At 61.5% G+C, this 24,680-nt stretch carries 22 protein-coding genes; 4 read left to right on the top strand and 18 right to left on the bottom strand.

Annotation, left to right across the window (positions count from 1 at the left end; all coding sequences use genetic code 11):
- Window positions 1–2 precede the first annotated feature (2 nt).
- The 3 genes from ABIE35_RS07830 to ABIE35_RS07820 form a co-directional block, all read right to left on the bottom strand.
- Window positions 3–1,466: an MGDG synthase family glycosyltransferase gene (locus tag ABIE35_RS07830; protein WP_354513803.1), complete on the bottom strand. Its 1,464-nt coding sequence runs from the start codon at window positions 1,464–1,466 to the stop codon at window positions 3–5.
- Between the two features lie 345 nt (window positions 1,467–1,811).
- Window positions 1,812–2,771, bottom strand: a complete 960-nt coding sequence (locus ABIE35_RS07825) for a 2-hydroxyacid dehydrogenase (protein WP_354513801.1) — start codon at window positions 2,769–2,771, stop codon at window positions 1,812–1,814.
- A complete protein-coding gene (locus ABIE35_RS07820; RefSeq protein WP_354513799.1) occupies window positions 2,768–3,967 on the bottom strand; it encodes a pyridoxal phosphate-dependent aminotransferase in 1,200 nt (399 codons plus the stop codon). The genes ABIE35_RS07825 and ABIE35_RS07820 overlap by 4 nt, the downstream gene beginning before the upstream one ends.
- A 431-nt stretch (window positions 3,968–4,398) precedes the next feature.
- Here ABIE35_RS07820 and ABIE35_RS07815 point away from each other — a divergent pair, with 431 nt between their 5' ends.
- Together ABIE35_RS07815 and ABIE35_RS07810 are read left to right on the top strand one after the other, a co-directional pair.
- On the top strand, window positions 4,399–5,499 hold the full coding sequence (locus ABIE35_RS07815; protein WP_354513797.1) for a ferredoxin reductase: 1,101 nt from the start codon (window positions 4,399–4,401) through the stop codon (window positions 5,497–5,499).
- 13 nt (window positions 5,500–5,512) lie between these two features.
- Window positions 5,513–6,664 carry a fatty acid desaturase family protein gene (locus ABIE35_RS07810; protein WP_354513795.1) on the top strand — a complete coding sequence of 384 codons (1,152 nt, stop codon included), beginning with the start codon at window positions 5,513–5,515 and terminating at the stop codon, window positions 6,662–6,664.
- A gap of 63 nt (window positions 6,665–6,727) precedes the next feature.
- Here ABIE35_RS07810 and ABIE35_RS07805 read toward each other — a convergent pair whose 3' ends face one another.
- The 7 genes from ABIE35_RS07805 to ABIE35_RS07775 all read right to left on the bottom strand — a co-directional run bounded on the left by ABIE35_RS07805 (window position 6,728) and on the right by ABIE35_RS07775 (window position 13,019).
- A complete protein-coding gene (locus ABIE35_RS07805; RefSeq protein ID WP_354513793.1) occupies window positions 6,728–7,030 on the bottom strand; it encodes a hypothetical protein in 303 nt (100 codons plus the stop codon).
- 64 nt (window positions 7,031–7,094) lie between these two features.
- Window positions 7,095–7,862, bottom strand: coding sequence for an SCO1664 family protein (locus ABIE35_RS07800; protein WP_354513791.1), 768 nt, complete (start codon window positions 7,860–7,862; stop codon window positions 7,095–7,097).
- On the bottom strand, window positions 7,862–8,416 hold the full coding sequence (locus ABIE35_RS07795) for a DUF3090 domain-containing protein (protein WP_354513789.1): 555 nt from the start codon (window positions 8,414–8,416) through the stop codon (window positions 7,862–7,864). The genes ABIE35_RS07800 and ABIE35_RS07795 overlap by 1 nt, the downstream gene beginning before the upstream one ends.
- Before the next feature lie 24 nt (window positions 8,417–8,440).
- A complete protein-coding gene (locus tag ABIE35_RS07790; RefSeq protein WP_354513787.1) occupies window positions 8,441–9,133 on the bottom strand; it encodes a histidine phosphatase family protein in 693 nt (230 codons plus the stop codon).
- Window positions 9,134–9,191: 58 nt separating this feature from the next.
- Window positions 9,192–10,568 (bottom strand): aspartate ammonia-lyase, encoded by a 1,377-nt coding sequence (locus ABIE35_RS07785; protein WP_354513785.1) that lies wholly within the window; start codon window positions 10,566–10,568, stop codon window positions 9,192–9,194.
- Window positions 10,565–11,980, bottom strand: a complete 1,416-nt coding sequence (locus tag ABIE35_RS07780) for an aldehyde dehydrogenase family protein (RefSeq protein ID WP_354513784.1) — start codon at window positions 11,978–11,980, stop codon at window positions 10,565–10,567. The genes ABIE35_RS07785 and ABIE35_RS07780 overlap by 4 nt, the downstream gene beginning before the upstream one ends.
- Window positions 11,973–13,019, bottom strand: a complete 1,047-nt coding sequence (locus tag ABIE35_RS07775; protein WP_354513782.1) for a homoserine dehydrogenase — start codon at window positions 13,017–13,019, stop codon at window positions 11,973–11,975. The genes ABIE35_RS07780 and ABIE35_RS07775 overlap by 8 nt, the downstream gene beginning before the upstream one ends.
- 159 nt (window positions 13,020–13,178) lie before the next feature.
- Here ABIE35_RS07775 and ABIE35_RS07770 point away from each other — a divergent pair, with 159 nt between their 5' ends.
- Entirely contained in the window at window positions 13,179–14,213 is a 1,035-nt protein-coding gene (locus ABIE35_RS07770) for an AAA family ATPase (RefSeq protein WP_354513780.1), read from the top strand.
- A 91-nt stretch (window positions 14,214–14,304) separates the two neighbouring features.
- Here ABIE35_RS07770 and ABIE35_RS07765 read toward each other — a convergent pair whose 3' ends face one another.
- Complete coding sequence (locus ABIE35_RS07765; protein ID WP_354513779.1) at window positions 14,305–16,470, bottom strand: amylo-alpha-1,6-glucosidase; 2,166 nt, start codon at window positions 16,468–16,470, stop codon at window positions 14,305–14,307.
- A 321-nt stretch (window positions 16,471–16,791) separates the two neighbouring features.
- Here ABIE35_RS07765 and ABIE35_RS07760 point away from each other — a divergent pair, with 321 nt between their 5' ends.
- Entirely contained in the window at window positions 16,792–17,148 is a 357-nt protein-coding gene (locus tag ABIE35_RS07760; RefSeq protein WP_354513777.1) for a cupin domain-containing protein, read from the top strand.
- A 75-nt stretch (window positions 17,149–17,223) separates the two neighbouring features.
- On the opposite strand, the gene ABIE35_RS07755 is transcribed toward ABIE35_RS07760, so the two are convergent.
- The 7 genes from ABIE35_RS07755 to ABIE35_RS07725 all read right to left on the bottom strand — a co-directional run bounded on the left by ABIE35_RS07755 (window position 17,224) and on the right by ABIE35_RS07725 (window position 24,529).
- A complete protein-coding gene (locus ABIE35_RS07755; protein WP_354513776.1) occupies window positions 17,224–17,916 on the bottom strand; it encodes a GntR family transcriptional regulator in 693 nt (230 codons plus the stop codon).
- A 37-nt stretch (window positions 17,917–17,953) separates the two neighbouring features.
- A complete protein-coding gene (locus ABIE35_RS07750; RefSeq protein WP_354513774.1) occupies window positions 17,954–19,408 on the bottom strand; it encodes an NAD-dependent succinate-semialdehyde dehydrogenase in 1,455 nt (484 codons plus the stop codon).
- A 10-nt stretch (window positions 19,409–19,418) separates the two neighbouring features.
- Entirely contained in the window at window positions 19,419–20,687 is a 1,269-nt protein-coding gene (locus ABIE35_RS07745; RefSeq protein ID WP_354513772.1) for an aspartate aminotransferase family protein, read from the bottom strand.
- 80 nt (window positions 20,688–20,767) lie between these two features.
- Complete coding sequence (gene solA, locus ABIE35_RS07740; protein WP_354513770.1) at window positions 20,768–21,901, bottom strand: N-methyl-L-tryptophan oxidase; 1,134 nt, start codon at window positions 21,899–21,901, stop codon at window positions 20,768–20,770.
- Window positions 21,902–21,903: 2 nt separating this feature from the next.
- Window positions 21,904–22,671: an amino acid ABC transporter ATP-binding protein gene (locus ABIE35_RS07735; RefSeq protein WP_354513768.1), complete on the bottom strand. Its 768-nt coding sequence runs from the start codon at window positions 22,669–22,671 to the stop codon at window positions 21,904–21,906.
- Window positions 22,668–23,564 carry an amino acid ABC transporter permease gene (locus tag ABIE35_RS07730; protein ID WP_354513766.1) on the bottom strand — a complete coding sequence of 299 codons (897 nt, stop codon included), beginning with the start codon at window positions 23,562–23,564 and terminating at the stop codon, window positions 22,668–22,670. Before ABIE35_RS07730 ends, ABIE35_RS07735 begins: the two co-directional genes overlap by 4 nt.
- A gap of 44 nt (window positions 23,565–23,608) precedes the next feature.
- Window positions 23,609–24,529, bottom strand: a complete 921-nt coding sequence (locus tag ABIE35_RS07725) for an ABC transporter substrate-binding protein (RefSeq protein WP_354513764.1) — start codon at window positions 24,527–24,529, stop codon at window positions 23,609–23,611.
- Window positions 24,530–24,680: the final 151 nt, after the last annotated feature.

Here is a 24,680-nt window from a genome sequence, read left to right as displayed (position 1 = left end):
AATTACCCGTGAAGGTCGCGGAACGGCGCCAAAGGCCCTTCGATACGAACAGGCAGCGCGTCCTCGCCCCGCAGCACAGCGCGAAGCAGCCGCCGTTCCTCCCAACGGATAATCAGGGACGCTCGGCCTGGGCGCAGCACCAAGTCTCCGTCCGGCGTCGAGTAACGCTTCTGCAGATCCGCCACCTCCTCCTCTTGCAGCAGTGCAACCGTGTTGCCCGAAGCCTGGTCAACCAAGCGGACCAAGGACGAGGGCCCCGTGAGATCGGTCGCAACGTAGCGCTGTTCGCTGGCGGCAAGAATTGTCCTTTGCGCCGCCCGCGTCACGACCAGCGGGCGCGACGGCCCGTCCAGCAGGGCGCTTAGTACGTCGGCCGCGGCATCGGGGCGACCTGTTCTCCGCGCCGCCGCCTGCATCATCTGTAAGCGGCCGGGTTCGCGCAGCACCTCATCGATTTTCCAGCCGATGGTTGCCGCTGCATTGCAGCGGACTGCCGCCCCCTGCTCCATGAGGTAATCGCCGTTGCGGACCTCCTGACCGGGGATCGGGTTCACAAGTATCATGGGGAGCCCCGCTGCCATGCACTCCGACGCCGAGAGTCCGCCCGGCTTGCCCACGAAAAGGTCCGCGCGCTGCAGCAGCTGCGGCATCTCCGTCGTGAATCCGAGCACGCTGTAGCGGTCGCCAGCCGGTGCCACGAGCGTCTCGATGCGCTGCCGCAGCGCATCGTTGTGTCCGCACACGACTGTGGCTGTGAAGGAAGAGCGCATATGCATTGTCTGCCGAACCACTGAGACAGCGTAGTCACCACCAGTCGCGCCAGCCGAAATCAGCAGCATCGGCGGCTCGTCGGTATTGCGCACGGGCGCTGGAGTAAGCTGTTTGCTGATCGGTATTCCCGTGGCAGCGACACGGTCGGGAGGAAGACCGAGCGCCATGAGCTCCACCCTTCCTTCTTCCCTGGCGACAAAGATCTTATGGAACGCACCCGAGAGCGACAGGCCTTGGAAGTCGTAGTCGGTGGTCACCACAGCTGTCTTGGCGTCGATCACTCCGCGAAGGAGCAGCGAGGCCAACAGCTGGGCAGGAAGGAAATGCGTACAGACAATTGCTGTCGGCCGGAAGTGCTTGATTGCACTGACAACCGGGCTGGCATTCACCCGCGTCCAAGGGTCGATCGGGCCACGACGCCTGAACGGCGGGTTGCTGATGTCGTAGCCCCACTCGACCAGCCAGGGCAAGTCCTCCACCAGGACGAAGTAACCCTTACCCAGCAGCGCACGGTAGAGAACGCTGCTCACCTGCAGCACGTCAAGCACTTGCACCTCGGCGATGTCATCGCGTGTGGTGCAGGCTTGCTGCACTGCCGCCGCGGCGCTGTTATGCCCCGATCCCACGCCCGCGGACAGTATTAGTACACGCTCTCCGCTGGCAGAGGCTTTGGTTCCTGCCGACGTTGTGCGCATGGTGAGAGGCTAGCAGGCTGCGATCCCCTTATGGTGGGGGCGTAGCACTGGATTGGAGAATGGCGGCGTACAGTTCGTCGACATCAGCTACGCGAAGGTAACACATGCAGCTACATGAATACGGATCATTTTTCGGGGCCAGGAATGCCCTGGTCTCCTGATTCTTCCGCGGCGCACATCTTGAAGCAGAAAATCCGAGGAACCATTGGTTTTTGTGTTGTCCAGGACTACGAGGGGGTGTCCGTGAAACACGGACACCCCTAACGAGTTACCCAGTCACCCGATTTAGGCGTAGTGGAGGTGTCGCTTTCTGGACCGTTCTGCTCGTTGTGTATGCCCAACTCCCTAAGCGATCGGTGCAGGGGGTTGTTCCCCGCTCAGCACTGCGAGGGCGTTGTCGGCGGCGAGCATGGCCATGGCGGTCCGTGTCTCCACCGTCGCCGAGCCAAGGTGCGGCAGGAGCGCAACATTGTCCAGTTCCAATAGCCCTGGATCGACTCGGGGCTCCTGCTCGTAGACGTCGAGTCCGGCTCCCGCGATTGTCCCTTCCCGGAGCGCAGTTGCCAGAGCATTCTCATCCACAATGGGTCCGCGGGCAGTGTTGACGAGGAATGCAGAGCTCTTCATTGCAGCGAGTTGCTCGGCCCCCATCAGGTGATGAGTAGCAGGACCATAGGGACAATGCAGTGAGACGACGTCGGAGACGGACAGAAGCTCGTCGAGATCGACGCGACGTGCGTCCAATCCGGCGGCGATCGTGGGATCGATTTCGCTGCGGGACTGGTAGACGATTTCCATGCCGAACGCTTTGGCCCTTCGCGCGGTGGCTTGGCCGATTCCGCCCATGCCCACGATTCCGAGTGTCTTTCCTTGCAGGCTGGACCCGAGGAGGAAGAACATGCCCCACTTCCATGCCTGGCCGGAGCGGATGAGCCGTTCGCCCTCGCCGAGCCGACGGGTCGTCATCAGGATGAGACCGAACGCGATGTCGGCTGTGGCGTCGGTGAGCACACCGGGCGTGTTGGTGGCGACGACACCCCGTGCGGTGCAGGCGGGCACGTCGATGTTGTCATATCCGACGGCGACGTTCGCGACGACCTTGAGCTGCGGTCCTGCGGCGTCGAGGACTTCGGCATCAACGCGTTCGGTGAGCAGGGACACGATGGCGTCGGCGCCAGCTACGCGGCGCAGGAGTTCTTCGCGGGTTATGGTTTCCGGACCTTCCCAGGCCTCGACGTGGTGTTCGGTGCGAAGCTTCTCAATCGCAGCGTCGGGAATGCGTCCCGTGACGACAACGCGGCTCATGCGGTCACAATCCACTCGCGGAGGCGACCGAGGCCGTCGCGGATGTCCGCGACGTCGATACCTGAGTACGCGAGGCGGATGTATTGCCGTTCCTCGCCGGGTTGGCGCCGGCCGAAGTGTTCGCGTGTGCAGAAGGAGACGCCGGTTTTGTAGAGTGCGTCGCTGGCGAAGTCACCCACTGCCGTGTAACCCATTTTCTCCATGACGTCGGTGACGTCGGGGAACAGGTAGAACGTCGATTGCGGTACTGCGACGTGCATGCCGGGGACAGAGTTCACCAGTTCGCAGGCAGCATCCCGACGTTCACGCAGGATATCGAGCATCTGCTGGACGGGTTCCTGGGTGCCACGAAGTGCTTCGATGCCAGCCCATTGCACGTAGTGGGTGGTGCATGATTCGTCGTTCGTGTTGAGCGTGCTGAGCACTTTTGCGATCTCTAGTGGTGCGACTGCGCAGCCGAGCCGTGAGCCGGTCATGGCAAACTTCTTGCTGAAGGTGTAGAGAATGACAGTACGTTCTGCCATACCAGGAATCGAGGCGATCGAGCTCGAGACTCCCTCGTACCGGGTCTCGAAGTAGGCCTCGTCGGAGAGTACCCATAGATTGTGCTCTTGGGCGAGCTGCGCGATGGCTTCGCGCTCAGCTGTGGTCGACTCCGCTGAGATGGGGTTCTGCAGGTCGTTGTAAATGATCGCCACTGTGTTCGGGGTAATCGAGGCGCGCACCTGATCGAGGTCGATCGAGAAGCCCTGGCTTGTGGGGAGGTAGCGGTACGCTACGGCCGTGCCGCCGAGGTATTCGATCTGCGACTCATAGATGGGGAATCCGGGATTCGGGTAGAGCACCTCCTGCCCAGGGTTCATCACCGCCTGGAGGAACTTCGTGATGACCGGCTTGCCGCCCGTCATCACCACGACGTTGTCTGCAGAGAGGGTCATGCCGCGGCGTGAGCCGATGTCCTGGGCGAGGGCTTCGCGGAGCTGCGGGATGCCCGGGCCGGGGCAGTAGCCCGTGTAGCCGTCAGCGATTGCTTTGGTCATGGCTTCGACGATATGTGGGGCGGTCGGGATGTTGATGTCGCCGAGGTGGAAGGGGTAAACCAGATTTCCCTTAGCCTTCCAGGCCGCGGCAGCTTGGGCGACGCTAAAGGCGGTTTCGGTGCCGAGCCGTTCGAGTCGATGCGCGAGTTGCTGCATGCTGTTTACTCCTCGTTGAGTTTAAGAGTCTTTTGTAGACATCTAATACTTAACTAATATATCAAAGGCCTGGCGGCCTACTCAAGGACACTCAGGCTCGAGCTGCTGACCGATGATCAAGAACCTGGATACGGATACCGGGACTGCCGCGCTGGTGGTCTCGCTCGGTTGCGGGTTTGCATGTCGTTCGTTGGGCGTATTACTGTCTTGCTACTGAAACCGGCATGGGCAACAAGGCCCGGAGGGGAGGGGCGCATCGCCGCTGACCAATCCAAGCATTTAGTCCCATACCCGTTGAAAGCCCCTCCTGTGGGGCTTTCCCCATGTTTCAGGGGATGGGATTTGTAAGTATACTTATGATATTTGCTAGTTCGGATACCCCGACAAGCGTGGTCCGGGTCTTCGGTCTCCGTCGTTGCGAGGAGTAGTTCATGGTCAGCTTCCGTCCCCTGGCCCGCATCGCCTCGATTTTGACCACCCCTCTTGCGCCGGAGGATGTCCTGGCGTTGTTCAACCCGGTCTACTCGTCACGTCAGTTGCGTGGAGTCGTTACCGATGTAGTCCACGAAACAGCTCAATCAGCGACTATCTTCTTCCGGCCCGGCCGCGGTTGGCATGCCCACCTAGCCGGCCAGTGGGCGAGAATAGGCGTCGAAATCAACGGGGTCCGCCAATGGCGGTCCTATTCGCTGAGTGCGCCGGCGGGCAAAGGTCCGGCCATCACGGTCACTGACGTAGGATCCGTGTCCGGAACCTTGGTCCGCAAGACCAAGGTTGGTGACGTTCTCTTCCTGGCACCGCCCCAGGGTGATTTTGTCCTTCCTGAGCACCCCCGTTCGCTACTCATGCTCACTGCGGGAAGTGGCATCACGCCCGTCATGTCAATGATTCGGACGCTTGTCCCAAGCCGCCCTGACGCGGACGTTGTCCTGATCCACTCCTCCCGGGAAGAAGGGGACAGTATCTTCCGCGAGGAACTGGACGAACTTGCTGATCAATTTCCCAACTTCCGTGTGGTGCAGTGGCTCACCGGGGGACGTGGCCGCATGAACTTCGCGTCTACGGCCGCTCTTGAAGATGTGTGCCCGGACTGGCGGGACAGGGCAGCCTACGCCTGCGGCCCTGAGTCTTTCCTGGATGACGCCGAAGCAATGTGGAACCAGGCAGCGTTGACTCCTGCCGCTACGCCAGGGAAGGCAGCCAACGGTGGAACAGGGCAAGGCTCGCTCACTATCGAGCGCTTCAGCACCGAGCTCCTTGGAGGGGACGGCAGTGAAGGCGGCGTAGTCACTTTCGAAACTTCCGATCGCGAGGTCAAGGCCGACGGCGGTGTCCCCCTCCTCGACGTCGGCGAGGACGCAGGGGTCCTGATGCCCAGCGGCTGCCGCATGGGTATTTGCCACAGCTGTCTGACTCCATTGCTCGCCGGGAGGGTCCGCGACCTGCGCACCGGTGAAATCCATGGGGCGCCCGGGGAACTTATCCAAACTTGTGTCTCGGCAGCCGCCGGGCCAGTCAACCTGGAAATCTGAGGAGTGCAACCGCATGTCAGTAGTCTCAGCCAAAGGCTCCGCCACCGCCGTCGGATCCAAGTCCCGGCCTGGTGCCCTTGCCGATAAGGGAAGGCCCACGGTGCGGCCGCCGGCGGCCGCACACCTGAGCGACGAGCAAGTAGCCCAACTGGGCCGTGAGCTCGATGCAATCCGTGACGAAATCCTTGCCAAGCGTGGCTCCAGCGACGCCGCCTACATCAGGCGCATGATCAAGATCCAACGTGCGTTGGAAATCTCAGGTCGTGCCGCACTGCTGGTGGGCAAGAACAAAGCTGCCTGGTTCACCGGCACAACACTCCTCAGCCTGGCAAAAATCCTGGAGAACATGGAACTTGGCCACAACATTCTCCACGGCCAGTGGGACTGGATGCGTGACCCGGACATCCACTCCACCACCTGGGAGTGGGACTTCGTTACCCCGTCGCGTTCGTGGCAGCACACGCACAACGACCTCCACCACCGTTGGACCAACGTGGTTGGCAAGGACCGCGACGTCGGCTACAACCTTTTGCGCATGGACCCCGACCAGGAGTGGAAGCCCTTCAACATGGGCAACCCTCTTTACAACGCCTTGCTTGCTCCCGTTTTTGAATGGGGTATAGCCCTCTACGACTTGGAGATCCCTGAGTACAAGGAAGGCCTGAAATCCAAGGAGGCCATGAACAAGGACCTCAAAGCGCTGGGGAGGAAGGCGTTCAAACAGTTCGCCAAGGACTATGCAGCCACCCCGGCCCTTGCCATGCTGTCGGGCTCCGGGAAGCAAGCCCTCTACGGCACTCTCACTGCCAATGCCATCCGCAACGTCTGGGCCCACGCTGTCATCTTCTGCGGCCATTTCCCGGAAGGAACGGACACGTTCACCGAGGAAATGGTGGAGGGCGAAACCCGAGGCGACTGGTACGTCCGTCAGATGATCGGATCCGCCAACATCTCCGGGTCACCGTTCATGCACCTCATGACAGGGAACTTGTCGCACCAGATCGAGCACCATCTCTTCCCTGACCTGCCGTCCAACCGTTACGCCGAGATTGCCCCCAAGGTCCGTGACATATGCCAGCGTTACGGCTTGAAGTACACCACCGGGCCACTGCTGAAACAGGTCGGCTCTGCGTGGGCCAAGGTCTTCAAGCTCGCCGTGCCCTAGCGCTACGGCTTGAGTACCCGTCCGCGCCGCAATCCCGGTCCCCGGGTCTTGGTGATCCGGCTTCTACTGTGGCTTGAACGGTGACAGTCGGCTGATTCTCTGTCGTGCAGCAATTATCAGGGGACGTGCAGCGAGGGCGCCGGACTTCACGGACGACATGACCTTATTGAGGGTGCCACTGAAGCGTCCGTTGCTTCGCAGGTTTTGGGTCAGTTCCCACGTGGTTCGGATGGAGTGCACGGCGAGGACGACGATGAAGAGTGAGATCACCAGGCCGGCAACTGAGGCGGCTACGATCATCACCCCTGTGATGTGCACCAGGAGCACGGCAGAAATCACAACGGTATGGGCGTCAAAAAGTTCCATATTCATTTCTCGCGGAGTAGTGGGTGTGTTGGTTTTCGCGGGGGATCCCGTAGCCGGAATTCCCCTAGAACAGGGGCCAGGGCACCGCTGGCATGTCACCGCTCGGAGCCGGAAACCGTCCAAGCAGGCGCAATCGGTCGCAGCGTGTGGCGAGTGATGCGACTTCCTCGGCGCTGAGCAGATCCGCCAGGTTCTGGCCCAGCCCGCCGTTCAAACCCTCGGCGACTCGATCGATGCCTTCGAGTTCCCCTGCGGCCAACGGGTCGCCCAGCCATCCCCACAGCACCGTGCGCAATTTGTGGGCATGGTGGAAGGTCAGTCCATGGTCCACGCCGTGTCTGTGCCCGTCCGCCATGGCAAGAATGTGGTCGCCTTTACGGTCGGCGTTGTTGACGATCATGTCGAAGACCGCCATGCGCCTTAACGCTGGCGAGTCTTCGTGAATGAGGGTGACCATCCGTCCCTTCTCATCCTGTCCTTCGAGAACGTGCTTCCATCCCGTCTCCGGCGCGTGGTCCTTTGCGACCAAGTCGACGGCGCGCTGGGCAGGGTCTTGCTCTTGCCAGAGTTGGACCATTCCTTCGCCCAGCGGGCCATCGCGCAGCCAGGTGCGTGGCACGATGTCCCCGCCGAATACCTGCGATACCAAGTAGGCGGCCACCTCCCGGTGAGCCAGATTGCCATGGGGAAAATCCCAGAGCGGACTTTCGCCTGCTATCGGCTTATAAACGACTTTTATATCCCCGATGGCGCCCAAGAATGTCGCATTTGAAGCCGTCGTGATGCGGCCAGTGAGCGTTAGCTCGGCGGTCGCCAAGTCCGGCGCCGGCATCACGCCTCGGGAAGGGTGCAACTGTGCCCTTCGGCGTCTATGGGGTATCCACAGAGCGGGCACGTCGGGCGCCCGGCTCCGACGATTTCACGGGTGCGCTTGGCGAATGCCCGGGCGGTGCCTACCGGCATGCGCACCAGCAGCATTTCCGCTTCGGATGCGCCGTCATCAACGAGCAGTTCCTCGTTGTCGTCAGCATCGACGTCGGCGATGGGGTAGGCCTCAACGACCACTTGGGCCGTGGTTGGGTCCCAACCCAAGCTCATGGCTCCGGCGCGAAACTGCTCATCAACTGTCTCAAGGGGATCGTTGTCGACAAGCTCAATGGGAGTACTCGTCGGAACGCTGAACGGGTTGCCCTGAACAGTGATGAGCTGGTCAAGGATCTCGTCGATCTTCTCTGCGAGCTGAGCCGACTGCTGCTTCTCCAGGGCAATACTCACGATCTGTTTTCCTGCACGCACCTGCAGGTAGAACGTCCGCGACCCTGGAAGGCCAATGGTCCCAACTACAACCCGATCAGGCCAGGCAAACTCGTGAACACTTGTAGGCATGTCAGTATTTTAGGCACATAAGGTTCACCGCGCGTTCTGACCTGCACCGCCGCCCACCGGCGCATCGCCCGAATGGATGCCGTTCGACAGCCATGACAGATCGCCCGCATCGGTGTTGGTCGCGTAGACGCTCGGCCGGTCAGCGCCGTAGCGCACGATCGATACGGAGGCGGGGCCCACGTTAATACGCTGGAACAGGTCAAGGTGCATGCCGAGTGCGTCGGCAAGGATTGACTTGATGATGTCACCGTGACTCACCGCCACCCACACTGCTCCCGGCCCATGCTCGGCTTCGAAGGCTGCATCGTGGCGTCTGATTGCTGCCACGGACCTGGCCTGCATCGCGGCCATGGATTCACCGCCGGGAAACACGACGGCGGATGGTTGTGTTTGCACCACCGGCCACAAATCCTCAGTTGCGAGATCACTGAGCATGCGGCCCTGCCACTGGCCGTAATCGCATTCGGTGATATCGATTTCGACTGGTGCATACGGCGTGCCGGCCTGGCGGTCGAGAATTAGCTGGGCGGTCTGCCGGCAGCGCTCGAGAGGACTCGACACTACCCCGACTACCGGCACTGCTGCGAGCCGGTCTGCCGTCAGAGCCGCCTGTTCGCGCCCTACCTGGTCCAGGCTCACGCCCGCGGTCCGGCCGGCCAGCAGTCCAGCTGCATTGGCTGTGGTGCGGCCGTGCCGCACGAGAATAACTGTCGCCATCCACTCAGCCTAGTATCCCGCACGTCCCGGTGTTGTGCGATGAATCGTATGTTCCGTATCAGGCCATCCTCAGGGCCTCAACCTGTTCGGGAAGGAGCAGGCCTTCGCTGATGGCGAGGTCAAGGACGCTCTGTCCGGACATGAGAGCTTTGTGTGCGATGTCGGCCGCAACGGCGTAGCCCAGAACCGGAAGCAGCGCTGTGGCTTGCGCCGTGGATGCCCGTGCTCTGGACCGCAGCAATGCTTCGTTCGCTTCGATGCCCTCGACGCAAAGTTCCCTCAGCACATCCGTGCCGTTGGTCAGCCAGTTCAGTGATTGCAGAAGGGAGTGTGCGATCACCGGTTCAAAGGCGTTCAGTTGGAGCTGTCCGTTGTCTGCGGCCATGGTGACGGTGAGGTCGGCCCCGGCCACCAAGAACGCAACCTGGTTGACGACCTCTGGAATCACCGGGTTGACTTTGCCGGGCATGATGGAGGAGCCTGCCTGCCGTGGAGGCAAATGGATCTCCGCGAACCCAGTTTGCGGTCCGCTGGAGAGCAGACGGAGGTCACTGCAGATCTTGGAGAGCTTAATCGCAGTGCGTTTGAGCGCTCCGGAGAACGTCATGAACGCACCGGTGTCCCATGTTGCTTCGACATAGTCGTGGGCACGGACCAGCTGGACCCCGCTCACCGCTGAGAGCTTGTCGATGACGCGCTCAACATACAGAGGATCGGCAGTGATGCCGGTTCCAATCGCCGTGGCGCCCAAGCTGCACTCAAGCAGGAGTGCGGCCGCTTCGCGCAGACGCCGTTGGTCTTCCTCAAGTGTCACGGAGAATGCAGTGAACTCCTGGCCGAGAGTCATGGGAACCGCATCCTGCAATTGCGTGCGCCCAACCTTCGGTATGGCTGCGAAAGCCCGGCCCCGTTCGGCGAACGCTGCCGAAAGCAGGGCCAGGCGCTCCAGAAGGTCCTCCAACGCGAACACGAGGGCCAAGCGCACCGCTGTCGGGTAGACGTCGTTGGTGGACTGGCATTTGTTGACGTGCCCGATCGGGTCGATCACTCCATAGGAGCCGCGGGGGTGGCCCAAGGCCTCCAGAGCGAGGTTGGCGATGACCTCGTTGGCGTTCATGTTGGTCGATGTCCCGGCGCCGCCTTGGATGACGTCGACGGGAAAGGCATGGTCAACGTCACCGGCGGCCATTGTGTCGCAGGCTTCAGCGATGGCCTTGCCGACTTCCGACGGAATCAAGCCCAGCTCGGCGTTGGTCAGGGCGGCAGCCTTCTTCACGAATGCGAGTGACCGGACGAGCTGCCGGTGGGTTCCCAACTGGATGCCGCTGATGGGGAAGTTGAAGATGGCCCGTTCGGTGTGGATTCCCCACAAAGCGGATTTTGGGACAGCCAAAAAACCCAGGCTGTCGTGCTCAATTCTTACTCCTGTGTTCATGAGGTGATCGCGATGACTTTGGGTTGGGTCATTTCCTCGTAGGCGAAGTGGACGCCTTCCCGGCCCATGCTGCCGTATTTCGAGCCGCCGAACGGCATCGCATCATGTCGGTAGTCGGAAGAATCATTGATCATGACACCGCCGGCGTCGATGGCTTTGGCGGTTTGCAAGGCGCGGTTGAGGTCCTTGGTGAACACGCCGGCCTGCAGCGCGTACTCGCTGTCATTGGCCAGTTCGATGGCTTCTTCTGCTGAGTCGAACGGTTCGACGAGGACAACCGGTGCGAACAGTTCCTCGCTCCAGGCTTCGCAGCTGCGGGGGACTCCTGTGAGAACAGCGGGTGTGAGGACCGGCCCGTTCAGTGTCCCTCCCGTCAGCAGTCGTGCCCCGGCGGCTACGGCCTCCTCGATCTTCCGTTTCGCTTCGGCGGCGGAGGCGGTGCTGATCATGGGCCCGACGTCGGTGTGTTCGTTGCTCGGGTCGCCGGTCTTAAGTGCCGTGGTTTGGGCGACGAATGCATCAAGGAATGTGTCGAAGACCGATCGTTGGACAAGGATCCGCTGGGCACCGATGCAGTTCTGCCCGGCGGCCCAGAAGGAGCCAGACACGCTGGCTTCGACGGCGGCTTGGATGTCGGCGTCGTCGAAGACGATGACGGGTGCGTTGCCGCCAAGTTCCATGGACAGGCGCTTGATTCCGGCATTCGCGGCGATGGCCCGGCCGGTGGCGAATCCTCCGGTGAAGGAGACCATGCGGACCAGTTTGGAGGAGATGATGGTTTGCGCGACCGTGCGGTCACCCAGAACAACGGTGACGAAGTCTGAGGGCAGTCCTGCCTCGCGAAGGAGGTCCACCAGGAGGATGGCCGTCAACGGTGTCAGCTGCGATGGCTTCAGGATGACGGTGTTCCCGCCGGCGATGGCCGGACCGAGCTTGTGGGCCACCAAGTTCAACGCGTCGTTGTAGGGCGTTATCGCTGCGATGAGCCCCAGTGGTTCACGGGTGAACCATCCCTGGCGGTTCTCAGAACCGGCGAACGAGTCGAACGGGACAACTTCCCCAACATTCCGGCGCGTTTCCGCAGCGGAGAGCTTAAGGGTGTTCACCGCACGGGAAACCTCTTTGCGGGCCTGCTTGATGGTTTTCCCGGCTTCGGCAACGATCAGCTCGGCGACCTTCTGCGACCGTTGCTGCAACAGGTCCGCGGCGGTGTCCAGGATCCTGCCACGCTCGTGGCGCGGCAGGGCTGCAGCTGCCGGAGCGGACGCAGCGGCACGGATGAGCTCGACGCGTACATCCGCCTCACTGCACTGGGGAAGGGTGGCCAGAACGGTGCCGTCATACTTGTTGCGCACCACCAATTCGCTGATAGCTAACTCGCTCTTGGTCTCGGCGATGGCTGTTTCAGGCACGGACGGCTCCTTTAGCGAATTCGTCGACGGCAATGATGTCGGAAATGAGGGCGTAAGCAGTCTCGACGCGACCGGCTCCCGGACCCGAAACGGTGACGGCCCCGAGCAGGTCGGTAGTGAAGGAAACGGCGTTGGTGGCACCGGAAATCCCAGCCAGTGGGTGGTGTGCCGGAAGGGCGATGGGCTGGACGGTAGCAAGGATGCTGCCGTCGCTCTCGCGGCGGGCTTCGCCGATAAGCTTCCAGCGGAGGCCGTTTTCCAGGGCTAGGGCGACGTCATTGCTGGTGATGCCCTGAATGCCTGTGGTGTGAACATCATTGGGGTGGATGTTTGCACCGAGAAGTTCGTTGGCCAGGATGGCGACCTTGAGCCGGACGTCGGAGCCGCCGATGTCAGCGGTGGGATCAGCTTCGGCGTATCCACGATCCTGGGCTTCGGCGATGGCCTCGTCCAGGCGCAGGCCGGCTTCCATGCGGCCCAGCACGTAGTTGCTGGTTCCATTCAAGATTCCCTGCACGGCGTTCAGTTCCAGGCCGCCGAGCATCTTATGGGCCAGGCGGATCACGGGCGTACCGCTCATGACGGCGCCCTCGTACTCGAAACGAACGCCGTTGTTGGCGGCGAGCTTGGACAGTTGAGTGCCCTGCAAGGCCACCGGTCCCTTATTGGTGGTTACCACGTGCTTACCTGACTCGATGGCCCACTTCACGTGCGACACGGCGGGTTCGCCGTCAAGGGGGCTGGTGAAGGTGGCCTCGACGACAATGTCGGCCGGGCTGTTCTTGATGACCTCTTCGTTTCGGGCATCGGCACTTCCGCCGGGGAGTCCCTGGAAGGAAGATCCGCGGGGCATGGCCAAGACAGCGGCAAGATTGATGCCATCGCCTTGGACGAGCGAGCCGAAGGCGAGGTCGGTAATGGCCACAACGCGGAGCTCGAACCCGAGGGAAGAGAAGCGCTGCGGTTCGTCGCGGATCAGTTCTGCCAAGGCGCGGTTCACGCCTCCGAAACCAATCAGGGCCAGGTTGTAAGTAGTCACGTTGATCTCCTTGGGTAGGGCGGTGATGCTGTCCTTCAAGCTTCAGTCCACGGAGTGTCAGTTACTTATGGGCGAATCGCCCGCCGAAGATGCCGAAACGCCCAAATGCGGACAGTTTGATCCGTGGCCGCTTCATATCGCGAGGACTACAGTGGATGTATGGCTGCAAGCCGCAATCCGCTCGATGAGCTGAGGGAAACGATTGGCCATCTGGCCAATCAGCTCAAGCTGCCAGGGTCGGAACGCGTTGACGACCTGGTGGGCGATTTCATCGGTGCGCGGCCCGGGCCGGCCCGGCCGCTGTCCGAAGTGCAGGCCGAGCTCGATGCGCTGGTCGGACTGGAGACCGTGAAGGAACAGGTCAGGGCCTTGGTGGCATTGCTCCAGGTCCAGGCCCGTCGCAAAGCCCACGGACTGCCGGAGGTGGCCACATCCCAGCATCTTGTATTTCTCGGAAACCCGGGCACGGGCAAGACCACCGTGGCGCGCCTCCTGGCCGAAATGTACCGTGCGGTGGGCTTGCTCCAGAAAGGACACCTGGTCGAGGTGGACCGTTCCGGCCTGGTGGGTCAGTACGTTGGGGCAACTGCCATCAAGACGGACCGGGTAATCCGGCGGGCGTTGGACGGCGTCCTGTTCATCGATGAGGCCTACGCGCTGGCCCCGGAGGACGGCCGGATGGATTTCGGCCCCGAGGCGATCGAAGTCCTGCTCAAGCGGATGGAGGACCACCGCCACCGTTTGGTAGTGATCGTGGCCGGTTACCCGCGGCTTATGGAATCCTTCTTGCTCTCCAACCCCGGGCTGCGGTCACGGTTCGCCCGTGAGATCACCTTCCCCGACTACTCCGTGGACGAACTTGAGACGATATTCCAGCAGATACTGGCCCAACACGAGTACTCGCTGGAGCCCGGTGCGGATCAGATGTTGCGCCGCATCCTGGCCGGGCTTCACGCGGGAGAAGACTCCGGGAACGCCCGGTTCGCCCGCACCCTGTTTGAGCAGTCACTTAATCGCCAGGCGCTGCGGCTGACGCGCGGCGAAGAACCGGGTCTCGACGCACTTGATCGAGAAGCGGTCATCACACTCACCGAGGATGACATCGTCGGGGCTGCTCTGGCCTTGGGCCAGGAGCCGCAGCCGGACGCCGCTCCGGAACCGGAGCCCTCACGCTGGTGGCGCTGGCTTGCCTGACCTGTCAGATGATGCCACCTGTGGAAGGCTCCCCGGCTATTTGGATTCCGCACCAGGAGGCTGCGCGATCCCAGGGTGTGGCCTTCTTCCTTCACGCGTCGTAACCGTCTCTCCACAGCCCCGCCTGCCCTACGAGTTCGGTCAACCACGGTCTATGTCCCTGATGGAACACCATCCCATCCGGCAATGCCTGCACTCTGGGGACAGAATCGGCGATGTCGATGGTGACCCTGGCACCAGCCATGGGTGCGTTGGTTATGTGCAAATCGCCGTATGAAGCAGGCAGTTGGGGATCCATCCAGAATCCACCCCGGGACACGTGCGCGTCGTACCTCATTAAGCTCGTGATCAGCTGAATGGGAGAGGTGGCTGCCCAGGCTTGGGGTGAGCAGGCTGTGGGGTAGGGAACGGGTTCGCTGTACTGGTCCCGGCTGAATCCGCAGAACAGTTCGGGAAGGCGGCCCTCTGAGTAGTCGGCCGCATCCAGGAGGGCTGTAGCGATCCGTTGAGCTTCCTCCACGAATCCGTAGCGCATTAACCCCGCCGCAATCACCGCGTTATCGTGTGGCCAGACGGATCCGTTGTGGTAGCTGGCCGGGTTGTAGGCGCCCATGTCGGACCCCAACGTCCGCACGCCCCAGCCGCTGAACATCTCGGGTGACATCAGGCGCTCGGCTACGAGCGGTGCCTTGTCCTCGTCCACCAGGCCGACCCAGAGGCAGTGCCCCATGTTGGAGGCGCAGGCGTCTACCTGCCGCTTCTTACCGTCCAATGCGATCGCATAGTAGCCGTGGTCCGGCATCCAGAATTGCTCATTGAACCGGACTTTCAACTGAGCTGCGCGATCGGCGAGTTCGCGCGCCAAAGGTGCGTCACCGGCGTCGTACGCCATCCACGCCCGGGCCATGTACGCGTCATAGACGTAGGCCTGGACCTCGCATAGCGCGATAGGAGGCTCGGCGAGCCGTCCATCCGCGAAGTTGATTCCGTCCCATGAGTCCTTCCAGCCCTGGTTGATCAGCCCGCGTTTGTTAAGGCGTTTATACTCAACGAACCCGTCGCCGTCCCGATCGCCGTAGTCCCGAATCCAGTCGAGGGCGCGGTCTGCGTGCGGCAGCAGGGCGGCAATCGTTTCCTTGGCGAACCCCCAACGGCTCACCGAACCCAGCACCACCACGAAGAGGGGGGTGGCATCGACGCTGCCGTAGTAGATGGATTTGCCGCCCAAGGCCAGGCTGCTGGAGACGTCCAGCCGGACCTCATGCAGGATCTTGCCCGGTTCTTCCTCTGTCACCGGGTCAACCACCCTGCCCTGCCGCTCAGCCAACGTTTGCAACGTCCCCAAGGCCAGCGAGGGATCAACCGGCATGGCCATTTCCGACGCCCACAACGAGTCCCGGCCAAAAAGCGTCATGAACCACGGGGCTCCTGCTGCTACCACCACTCTTTCCGGGTGGGCCGGGTCCTCAATCCGGAGGGCGCCGAGATCGTCATAACTGCGCCGCAACGTCCTCTCGATCGAGCGGTTTCCCATCTGCAGAACGGGAATTTTGGCCACCCATTCCTGTCGGCGTTGATCACTTCGGGACAGTTCACCGACGGCGGGACGTGCCAGAGGCTCGGCCAACACCGCCCCTTCAGATCCTGGCGTGACTGTGAGTTCGGTGCTCCAGGAGCCTCGCGGGGGGATAGTTGTCCGGTAGCTGAAACCGTCACAGTTTGCTTCACCGAGATCAGAACTTACGACGACGGACTTCCGGACTTCCTGCCAGTGGGCGCGGATGGTCAGTGTGGTCGCATCGGCCTCGCGACTCTCTTCCCACTGCGTTTGCACGCGCGCTTCCTTGACCTCGAAGACATCGGCGAAATCAGAACCTACGCTCACCGCCACGGAGCAATCTGCGGCCTTCGTCGAATAGTTACGCACAGTGATGTGCTCCACCATGCCAACGCCCACCTCCCGGATGCGCTCCACGATCAACGGGGTGTCCGCGTATCCGTCAGACATGGTGATACGGCCGGCGAAGACTGCCCTGTAGGGTTCCTTTGTTTGGGCTGTCAGGGGTTCCACAGACTGCCCGTTCACCGTGAGGCCCCACGCGGAGAGTATCCGGGTGTCCTGGAAGAACAGGCCGTGTGGATGATCCCTATGAATATCACCGCTGGGCTCCGAGATACAGAATGAAGTACCCTCCACCAGAGTGACTGTCCCGGCGCCCAGTGGCCCAGCGGCGGTATCGGCATTCCATCCGGCCATTTCCGGGCTCCTTTGGCGGTCCTGCTGCGTCCTCGCGGTCCTGCTACATCTTTAGAGCGACGCTACTCTTGCCCGGCGATGCGGGCCAGACCATACAGGGACGACCGGCGGCTCAGTCTCCGCCCACCCGGTTCTGCCGGGTCATTTTCCTGTGGCGAGTCTCCCTTGATGTCCGACTTGCGCGCTAGGCGAAGTGTCCACACCGTGGCCATTTCCACTCAAGGGCTATCGTCGATTGTTGACAATTGCTAAAATCTACCTTGTGCCCTTCCAAAGACGGCGGGCACATCTACACGGGTCCAAGACCCAGAAGGAGCAGCAATGGTCAAGGCCACTGTCATGAGCGATGCATTTACCGCCAACCCAGGGGAACACCTTCCCAAAGCGACAACCAGCACACCCGGGCAGACCGAGGTCTCGCTCCGTCTGTGGGCCCGTGATGGGCACAAGACGGGAATTTGGGAGGTCACGCCGGGAGTTTTCAAGAGCACTCGTCCGGGGTACGACGAGATCTGCCAGATTCTCAGTGGCAAGGGCACCATAACTGAGGAAGACGGAAGCAGCTTCGACATTGGACCTGGCACGTTGTTCGTGACGCCGGCGGGTTGGACCGGTACCTGGACCATTCACGAGACGCTGCGGAAAATGTGGGTCGTGACAGACGTCCCAACAAACTAACTGGCGACAACAGACAGATGAAGGAAGGGCCCGGTTCTCTGACCGGGCCCTTCCTTACTGCGGAATTCGGCGTGGCTAGGCGGTTATTCCTGTGATTTCAGGTTTGGACGTGAGATCCTCCACGGCCTTTTGCATGTGGCGTTTGATGGCGTTTTGAAGGCCGTTCCGATCGCGTGCTTCGAGCAGGTCAAGGATCATCTGGTGTTCCTGTACCAGCGCATCGATGCGAGGATAAGCCACCTCCAGGCTGAGGATGCACATCCTGGATTCGGCAGCAAGGGTCTCGTAGATCCGGATCAGGCGTGTGTTTCCGGTTCCGGATACAAACGCCGTGTGGAACTGCATATCCAGCCGGGCGATAGCCTGCCAGTCCGAAGCAGCAACCTGCTTGGCCATAGCTCGGATGATGCCCTTGAGTTCCCTGCACGTATCAGCGACCTGATCCGGCTCGGAGTCCAGAAGCGTGCCGGCCGCAGCCAATTCCACTGCCTCGCGGACGGCGTAGATCTCCCTGACGTCCTCTGTGGAGAGCTCCAGTACGAAGACGCCGCGGTTGCGCTTGCTCACCAGGATGCCCTCCTGGCACAGTCGCTGCAGTGCTTCGCGAAGCGGGCCCCTGGACGTGCTGAGCTGGCTTGCCAATGCGGATTCGTTGACTTGCTGTCCAGGCCTGAAGGCTCCTTGGACAATAAGCTCCCGCAATTGGTCAGCGATCAGCTGCGCCGTAGGCCGGCCCTCCAGAACGAACATTCCCTCCGGTGCCGCCATTGACATCCCCTCATTCCATGCTCGGCAAGTGAATCTATTAGACCGCTACTGCGGTGTACTTGTATTCCAAAAACTCTTCAATCCCAATTTTGCCGCCTTCGCGGCCCAACCCTGACTGTTTGACCCCGCCGAACGGAGCGGCAGGATTGGACACAAGGCCCGTGTTCAGTCCGACCATGCCAACTTCCAGGTCGGCGGAGAACCGCAGGGCCTTTTCCATGCTCTCGGTGAACACGTACCCCACCAGGCCCCACTCAGTATCATTGGCCAGGCGCAGGACTTCGTCCTCGCTGTCAAACGCCGTGATGGCAGCTACGGGGCCGAAGATTTCCGTGGTCATCAGCGCCGCATTGGCAGGCACATCCATCAAAACAGTGGGGGAGTAGAAGTAGCCCGGCCCTTCCGGACGGCTTCCGCCGGTGAGGATTCGCGCGCCCTTGGAAACGGCATCTGCAACAAGGCTTTCGACCTTTTCCAGGCCCTTCTGCTCGATGAGAGGTCCGACGTCGGTCCCCGCTGAAGCGCCATTGCCCACCTGCAATTCTGACATCTTTTTGGAGAACTTCTCGCCAAACTCGTCCACCACGGAGCGGTGGACGAAGAAGCGGTTGGCTGCCGTGCAGGCCTCTCCCATGTTCCGCATCTTGGCTTTCATGGCTCCCTCAACAGCCTTCTCAATATCCGCATCCGCAAGGACGATGAAGGGGGCGTTGCCGCCGAGCTCCATGGAGGATCGCATGACGTTGTCCGCGGCTTGGCGCAGGAGGACCTTACCAACTTCGGTAGAACCCGTGAAGCTGATCTTGCGGGCGATCCCGCTGTCGGTCCAGGTCCGGACCACGCCAGAAGCGCTCGACGTCGTCACGACGTTCAGCACGCCGTCGGGAAGTCCTGCTTCCTTGAAGATCGCAACGAGCGCCAGTGACGTGAGGGGCGTCAGCTCCGCCGGCTTGAACACCATGGTGCAACCGGCAGCTACTGCCGGTGCGATCTTCCGCGCGCCCATGGCGAGCGGAAAGTTCCACGGCGTCACCAGCACGGAAGGCCCGACGGGTTCCTTGGTAATGAGGATGCGCGTGTTGCCGTCCACGGAGGAGGCGTTGTCGCCCCCGATCCTGACTGCCTCTTCGGAGAACCAGCGGAGCATCTCGGCACCATAGGCCACTTCGCCCCTTGCCTCGGCGAGGGGCTTGCCCATCTCGGCGGTCATGATTGCTGCCAACCGATCGGTGTTGGCGATGACGAGGTCGAAGGCGCGGCGAAGGATGTCTGCGCGCTCACGGGGAGTGGTTTTCCTCCACGTTGCCTGTGCACGTCCTGCAGCTTCAATAGCCAAGGCTGCGTCTTCAGGGCTGCCATCGGCGACGTGCGCAATGACGTCGTTCGTGGCGGGATTCTCCACAGCAAAAGTGGCGCCGTTTGCAGCCTTCTGCCATACGCCGTTGATGAACAGATCTGTCTGCAGGTTTGTGGGATCAAAGGAGGTGGTCATGGTGGCTCTTTCAGTGATCGTAAGGTGAGGAAGTGGCCGCTTTGAGTGCCTGCGTGAACCTGGCCAGGCCGGCTTGGATTTCGTCGCTTGTGACGTTCAACGCGGGGATGAGGCGGATGACGTTACCGTGCGGCCCACACGTCAGGAGCAGGAGCTCTTCTTTGATGGCGGCCTGTTGGACGGCCAAAGCGGTGGGCGCGTCCGGGGTCTCGTCAGCGGTCGTGAATTCGACGCCCTGCATCAGGCCCCGGCCCCGGACATTGCCAATTCCGGCGAACTCGCTTTGCAGCGCTTCCAAGCCCGTCCGCAGTTCGTCGCCGCGAAGCTGCGCGTTTTCCACGAGGTTTTCGCGTTGGATGACGCCAAGAGTGGCGACGCCAGCGGCTGCGGCCACAGCGTTTCCACCGTAGGTTCCCCCCTGGGAGCCCGGCCAGGCTTTGCCCATCAGCTCTGCTGAGGCGGCGATTGCCGAGATGGGGAAGCCGCTGGCGAGGCCCTTGGCGGTGATGACGACGTCCGGCGTGATTCCGGCCCAATCGTGACCCCAGAACTTACCGGTGCGGCCAACCCCGGCCTGAACCTCATCCAGGACCAGCACGATGCCGTGTTTGTCTGCTCGTTCACGCAGACCTTGGAGGAAGGCAACGGGGGTGGGGATGTAACCGCCGTCACCGAGCACGGGTTCGATGATGAAGCCTGCAGTGTCGCCGGGGGCGCTGATGGTCAGCAGGAGGTGGTCCAGTTCCTTCAGGGCGAAGTCGACGGCGGTGGCCTCGTCCCAGCCGTACCGGTACCAGTGAGGGAACGGGGCAACGTGGACGCCGCCCATGATGGGGGAGAACCCGGAGCGGAACTTGGTTCCGGCTGTTGTGAGGGATGCCGCGGCAACGGTCCGGCCGTGGAACCCTCCTTGGAAGGAAATGATGTTGGGCCGCCCGGTGGCCATGCGCGCCAGGCGAATGGAGGCCTCAACAGCTTCAGATCCTGATGTGGCGTAAAAGACGCTGTCCAAACCTTGCGGCAAGACCTTGCCAAGAAGTTCGGTGAGTTCCAGGAGTGGCTTGTGCATCACGGTGGTGTATTGGGCATGGACAATCTTGCCCACCTGCTCGCGGGCTGCGGCCACAACATCCGGGTGGCAGTGACCCGTGCTGGTCACGCCAATCCCGGTGGTGAAATCAAGGTATTTCTTGCCGTCGGTCGCGTGGATCCAGCTGCCGGCCGCGTGGTCGACAACCACGGGGGTTGCCTGCTTCAGGATGGGGCTAAGTGTTGCCATGGCTTCATACTTTCTTAGGAACTGTAGATTGTCAACAATGTGCGATTGTGAGGTATTCCCGTTGTTGGGCGCAGAACTCGCTAGGAGTCTTGAAACCTCTGCGGGCGGAGGAAGTCCAGCCCGTCGTACCACCGTTTTCCGAGGGCTTCGTTGGCTGCAATTTCTCCATAGCCGGAGGCCATCTTGAAGCCGGCTCCCGAGAACCCGGTGGCGGGGTAGATCCGGGTGGATTGGCTGAGGAAGCCCATGAGAGGCTGCGAGTCGGAGGTAAAGAGGTCCGGGAATGCATCCGAGCGCACGATGCTTGGGATCAGCCCTGGAAAGAACTCCGACACAGTCAATGTGGTTTCCGTGATCTCGGCGTTGGTGAGATCACGGGGAACCGAGTCGGCAGCGGGAGTTGATGAACCCCGACCGTCGAGCGTGGCCTTAACGGTTACGCCGTCCACTGCGGGCGCCCCGTACATGGAGCGATCACCCGAAATCCTGATGAAAACCGGAAACTTCTCCGGCGAGAATTGGTCTGCGTCGCGTGCGACGAACCACGAGAGGAAGATCCTCTTGGTTTCTGTGTGGGCCTTGAGGTAATCGGGCATGAGTTGTTTGGACCAGGCGCCCGAGGCGACGATGATTCGTTCGAAGGTCCAGGAGTTTGCACCGGACGTGATAACCACGCCGTTGTCAGTTTCAGTGATGCTGTCAACAGGAGTGTTGGTGTTGACCGCTGCACCGTTGGCCTGGGCTGCAGTGATGGCCGCGGTGATTGCACGATCGGTTCGCAGGGCACCTGCCTTGGGGTCGTAGACGGCGATGTCGTCGGCACGGAGGTTGTGTTGGGGGTAGCGGACGGCCATCTCCTCACGGCTAAGGATCTGGTGTTCAGCTCCGGTAATTCGGGTCGTCTCAAGCAAACTGCGAACGTATGGTCCGTCGCTGGTGCCGATGGAGAGTCCCCCGCAGCGGGTGAGGATATCTTGCCCGGACTCCGCCTCGAGCTCTGCCCAGAGTTCGCGCGAGCGTTCCAAGATGGGGTAGTAGCCAGGGTTGCCGCGGTAGATCATACGAAAGAGCCTGGTGTCTCCACCTGCTGCGCTGCGTGCGTGGGCAGGGGACTGTGCTTCGAAGCCCACCACGGAGTCGGTGAGCCGGGAGGCCTGCCAGAGCGCCATGCTGCCGATGCTGCCCAAGCCGATGACTGCGAGTTTTCCGTCCATGGCTAGAGGACCTGCTTAAGGAAGGCCTGGGTGCGGGGTTCTTTGGGGTTGGTGAGGACTTCGCGGGCGTCGCCGCGTTCTACGACGTTGCCTTCGTCCATGAAGATCAGGGAGTCTGCTACTTCGCGGGCGAAGCCCATTTCGTGGGTGACCACCACCATGGTCATGCCCTTTTTTGCGAGGTCCTGCATGACGGCCAGGACTTCGCCGACCTTTTCGGGGTCCAGGGCGGAGGTGGGTTCGTCGAAGAGGATGATTTCGGGATTCATGGCCAGGGATCGGGCGATCGCGACGCGTTGTTGTTGCCCGCCGGAGAGTTCGGCGGGGTAGCGGTCCGCGAACGCGCCGAGGCCGACGCTGGTGAGCAGTTCCTGGGCTTGTTTGGCTGATTGTTTTTTGTCGGCGTGCTTGACCAGGACGGGGCCGGCCATGACGTTCTCGCGGGCGGTCATGTTGGGGAAGAGATTGAAGGACTGGAACACCATGCCCACGCGGGTGCGTTGTTGGGCCAGTTTTTTAGGGGGTAGTTCGTGGTAGGCGGTGTCGGTTTCGTAGTAGCCGAAGTCTTCGCCGTTGACTTTGAGGATGCCGGAGTCCACGGTTTCGAGGCCGTTGATGCAGCGCAGCAGGGTGGATTTGCCGGAGCCGGACGGGCCGATGATGCAGCAGATTTCGCCGCTGGCGATCTCAAGGTCGACGTCTTTGAGTACTGTTTTGGGTCCGAAGGATTTGCGGATTCTCTGGGCGTGGATGGTGCCGTCAGCGTTCATCGTGCGATGCCTTCCGGTGCGGTGAGTGTCACTTTCCTGGCCTTGCGGGGGACCCGGGCGGAGGTGTGGGAGTACTTTTGCTCGAGCTTTGACTGCGGGTAACTCAGCAGCATGGTCATCACGAGGTACCAGAGACTGGCCACGATGAGCAGCGGGATGGTCTCATAGGTGCGGGCGTAGATCAGTTGGGCGCTTTGGAGCAGTTCGGCGACGCCCAGGACTGAGACCAGGGAGGTGCCTTTGAACATGCCGATGACTTGGTTGCCGGTGGCGGGGATGATCGAGGGCATGGCCTGGGGGATGATGACTTTGCGCATTTTCATGGCCCCGCTCATGCCCAGGGAATCGGCGGCTTCGATTTGGCCTTTGCCCACCGAGGAGAATCCGCCGCGGATGATTTCGGCCATGTAGGCCGCTTCGTTCAGGGTCAGGCCCACCAGGGCCGCGGTGATCGGGCCCATGAGGGCGTTGGTGTCGATCGCTGTGCCGATGTCGGTGAACGGGATGCCGATGGACAGGTTCGGGTAGAGCGCGGAGAGGTTGAACCAGAAGATCAGCTGGACCAGGACCGGGGTGCCGCGGAAGATGGTGATGTAGACACCGGCCAGGGTGGCAATGGGCTTGATGGTCGAGGCCCGCATGATGGCCAGTCCCAACCCCAGGAGGGTGCCCATCGCCATGCTGGCTACGGTCAGGAAGATGGTGAGCATCAACCCGCGCAGTATCGATTCGTGTGTGAAGTACTTCGCTACGACGTCCCATTTGAAGTTCGGGTTCGTCGCGACCGAGCTCAGGACGCCGATACCGACCAGGATGCACACAACCCAGGAAACGTACTCAAACGTGCTCCGCCGCTTCAACCGCGGCTTGACCGCCGAATCCAACCCGCTCATTGGTTTACTTCTTTCAATAGTCGCTTGCTTCATCCGGGCACCCACTAATTGAGTTTGGCGTCGGTGATGGCTCCGGAGTCCAGACCCCAGTTCTCGAGGGACTCTTTGTACTCCGGCGTCGCAAGAACGGACTGGAGGGCTGCCTGGAACGCCGGTGTAAGTGGCGAGCCCTTCTTCAGGCCGATGGCCGTCAGGTCGCTGGAGCCGACGTCGACCCGACCGACGAGGACGAAGGAACCTGGCTGCTGCTTTTGAGCCCAGCCGAGTGCGGTGGTGTCATATAGGATGCCGTCGATGCGCTTGGAGTGCAGCTGGGTCAGCGCATCCTGCACGTTGGGCAGTGTCACGCCGTTGATGGCAGGCTGTCCCTTTGACGTGCAGGTCTGCTCGCTCAGGGCCGGAAGTCGCTTGAGCTGTCCGGTTGATCCCTGCGTTACCGCGATGTTCTTACCGCAGAGAGTCTCGACAGTGAGATTGAGTGGGTTACCGGCGGCCACGGCCACGGAGTTGCCGGCCTTGAAGTAGTCGATCATATCCAGGACCTTCAGGCGTTCCTCGGTTTTGGACATGGTGGTGGCAGTGAAGTCGAAGCGGCCGCCGTCGAGACCGGGAACAATCGTGTCAAATTTCGTATCCACGAACTTCAACTTCAGGTCAAGCTTCTTGGCGATGAGCCTGGCGATATCCGGGTTGAGGCCGATCGGAGTCGTATTGTCCTCAGCCAGGAAGGTGGTGGGCGGGTAGTGCAGGTCCATGGCAACTGTGAGCTCGCCCTTGTCCTTGATCGCCTGCGGCAAGAGGGCCACGGCAGCTGAGTCGGGCTGCACGCCTTCGGAAATGTCGGTGGTATTGGCAGTTTTGCTGCTGTCTGCGGAGTCGCTGTTGGCGGTGCCTCCACAGGCGGTCAGCGCCATCAAAACGGCAAGTCCAGCAGCGGCGGTCTGCGCCTTGGTTCGGATCTTCATGGTGGTTCCCTTCGAGGGAGTCGGGCGGTGGGGAGGGAGAAGTCTTGAGTTGAAATGTGATCCGGATCTCTCCGTCATCTAGTGCAATGCAACCGCTTCAACAGTAGATTGTCAACAATTTACAGAAAACTTTTTTGACAGTCTCTCTCAG

The sequence above is a fragment of the Paenarthrobacter sp. 4246 genome (genome assembly GCF_040546855.1).
Lineage (GTDB): Bacteria > Actinomycetota > Actinomycetes > Actinomycetales > Micrococcaceae > Arthrobacter.
This window is presented reverse-complemented; position numbering and strand designations above follow the sequence as displayed.

Bases quoted from the DNA above. Each gene is read 5' to 3' on its own strand.
- ABIE35_RS07830 (WP_354513803.1), bottom strand. From the start codon at position 1,466: ATGCGCACAACGTCGGCAGGAACCAAAGCCTCTGCCAGCGGAGAGCGT.
- ABIE35_RS07825 (WP_354513801.1), bottom strand. From the start codon at position 2,771: ATGAGCCGCGTTGTCGTCACGGGACGCATTCCCGACGCTGCGATTGAG.
- ABIE35_RS07820 (WP_354513799.1), bottom strand. From the start codon at position 3,967: ATGCAGCAACTCGCGCATCGACTCGAACGGCTCGGCACCGAAACCGCC.
- ABIE35_RS07815 (WP_354513797.1), top strand. From the start codon at position 4,399: ATGGTCAGCTTCCGTCCCCTGGCCCGCATCGCCTCGATTTTGACCACC.
- ABIE35_RS07810 (WP_354513795.1), top strand. From the start codon at position 5,513: ATGTCAGTAGTCTCAGCCAAAGGCTCCGCCACCGCCGTCGGATCCAAG.
- ABIE35_RS07805 (WP_354513793.1), bottom strand. From the start codon at position 7,030: ATGGAACTTTTTGACGCCCATACCGTTGTGATTTCTGCCGTGCTCCTG.
- ABIE35_RS07800 (WP_354513791.1), bottom strand. From the start codon at position 7,862: ATGCCGGCGCCGGACTTGGCGACCGCCGAGCTAACGCTCACTGGCCGC.
- ABIE35_RS07795 (WP_354513789.1), bottom strand. From the start codon at position 8,416: ATGCCTACAAGTGTTCACGAGTTTGCCTGGCCTGATCGGGTTGTAGTT.
- ABIE35_RS07790 (WP_354513787.1), bottom strand. From the start codon at position 9,133: ATGGCGACAGTTATTCTCGTGCGGCACGGCCGCACCACAGCCAATGCA.
- ABIE35_RS07785 (WP_354513785.1), bottom strand. From the start codon at position 10,568: ATGAACACAGGAGTAAGAATTGAGCACGACAGCCTGGGTTTTTTGGCT.
- ABIE35_RS07770 (WP_354513780.1), top strand. From the start codon at position 13,179: ATGGCTGCAAGCCGCAATCCGCTCGATGAGCTGAGGGAAACGATTGGC.
- ABIE35_RS07765 (WP_354513779.1), bottom strand. From the start codon at position 16,470: ATGGCCGGATGGAATGCCGATACCGCCGCTGGGCCACTGGGCGCCGGG.
- ABIE35_RS07760 (WP_354513777.1), top strand. From the start codon at position 16,792: ATGGTCAAGGCCACTGTCATGAGCGATGCATTTACCGCCAACCCAGGG.
- ABIE35_RS07755 (WP_354513776.1), bottom strand. From the start codon at position 17,916: ATGGCGGCACCGGAGGGAATGTTCGTTCTGGAGGGCCGGCCTACGGCG.
- ABIE35_RS07750 (WP_354513774.1), bottom strand. From the start codon at position 19,408: ATGACCACCTCCTTTGATCCCACAAACCTGCAGACAGATCTGTTCATC.
- ABIE35_RS07745 (WP_354513772.1), bottom strand. From the start codon at position 20,687: ATGGCAACACTTAGCCCCATCCTGAAGCAGGCAACCCCCGTGGTTGTC.
- solA (WP_354513770.1), bottom strand. From the start codon at position 21,901: ATGGACGGAAAACTCGCAGTCATCGGCTTGGGCAGCATCGGCAGCATG.
- ABIE35_RS07735 (WP_354513768.1), bottom strand. From the start codon at position 22,671: ATGAACGCTGACGGCACCATCCACGCCCAGAGAATCCGCAAATCCTTC.
- ABIE35_RS07730 (WP_354513766.1), bottom strand. From the start codon at position 23,564: ATGAGCGGGTTGGATTCGGCGGTCAAGCCGCGGTTGAAGCGGCGGAGC.
- ABIE35_RS07725 (WP_354513764.1), bottom strand. From the start codon at position 24,529: ATGAAGATCCGAACCAAGGCGCAGACCGCCGCTGCTGGACTTGCCGTT.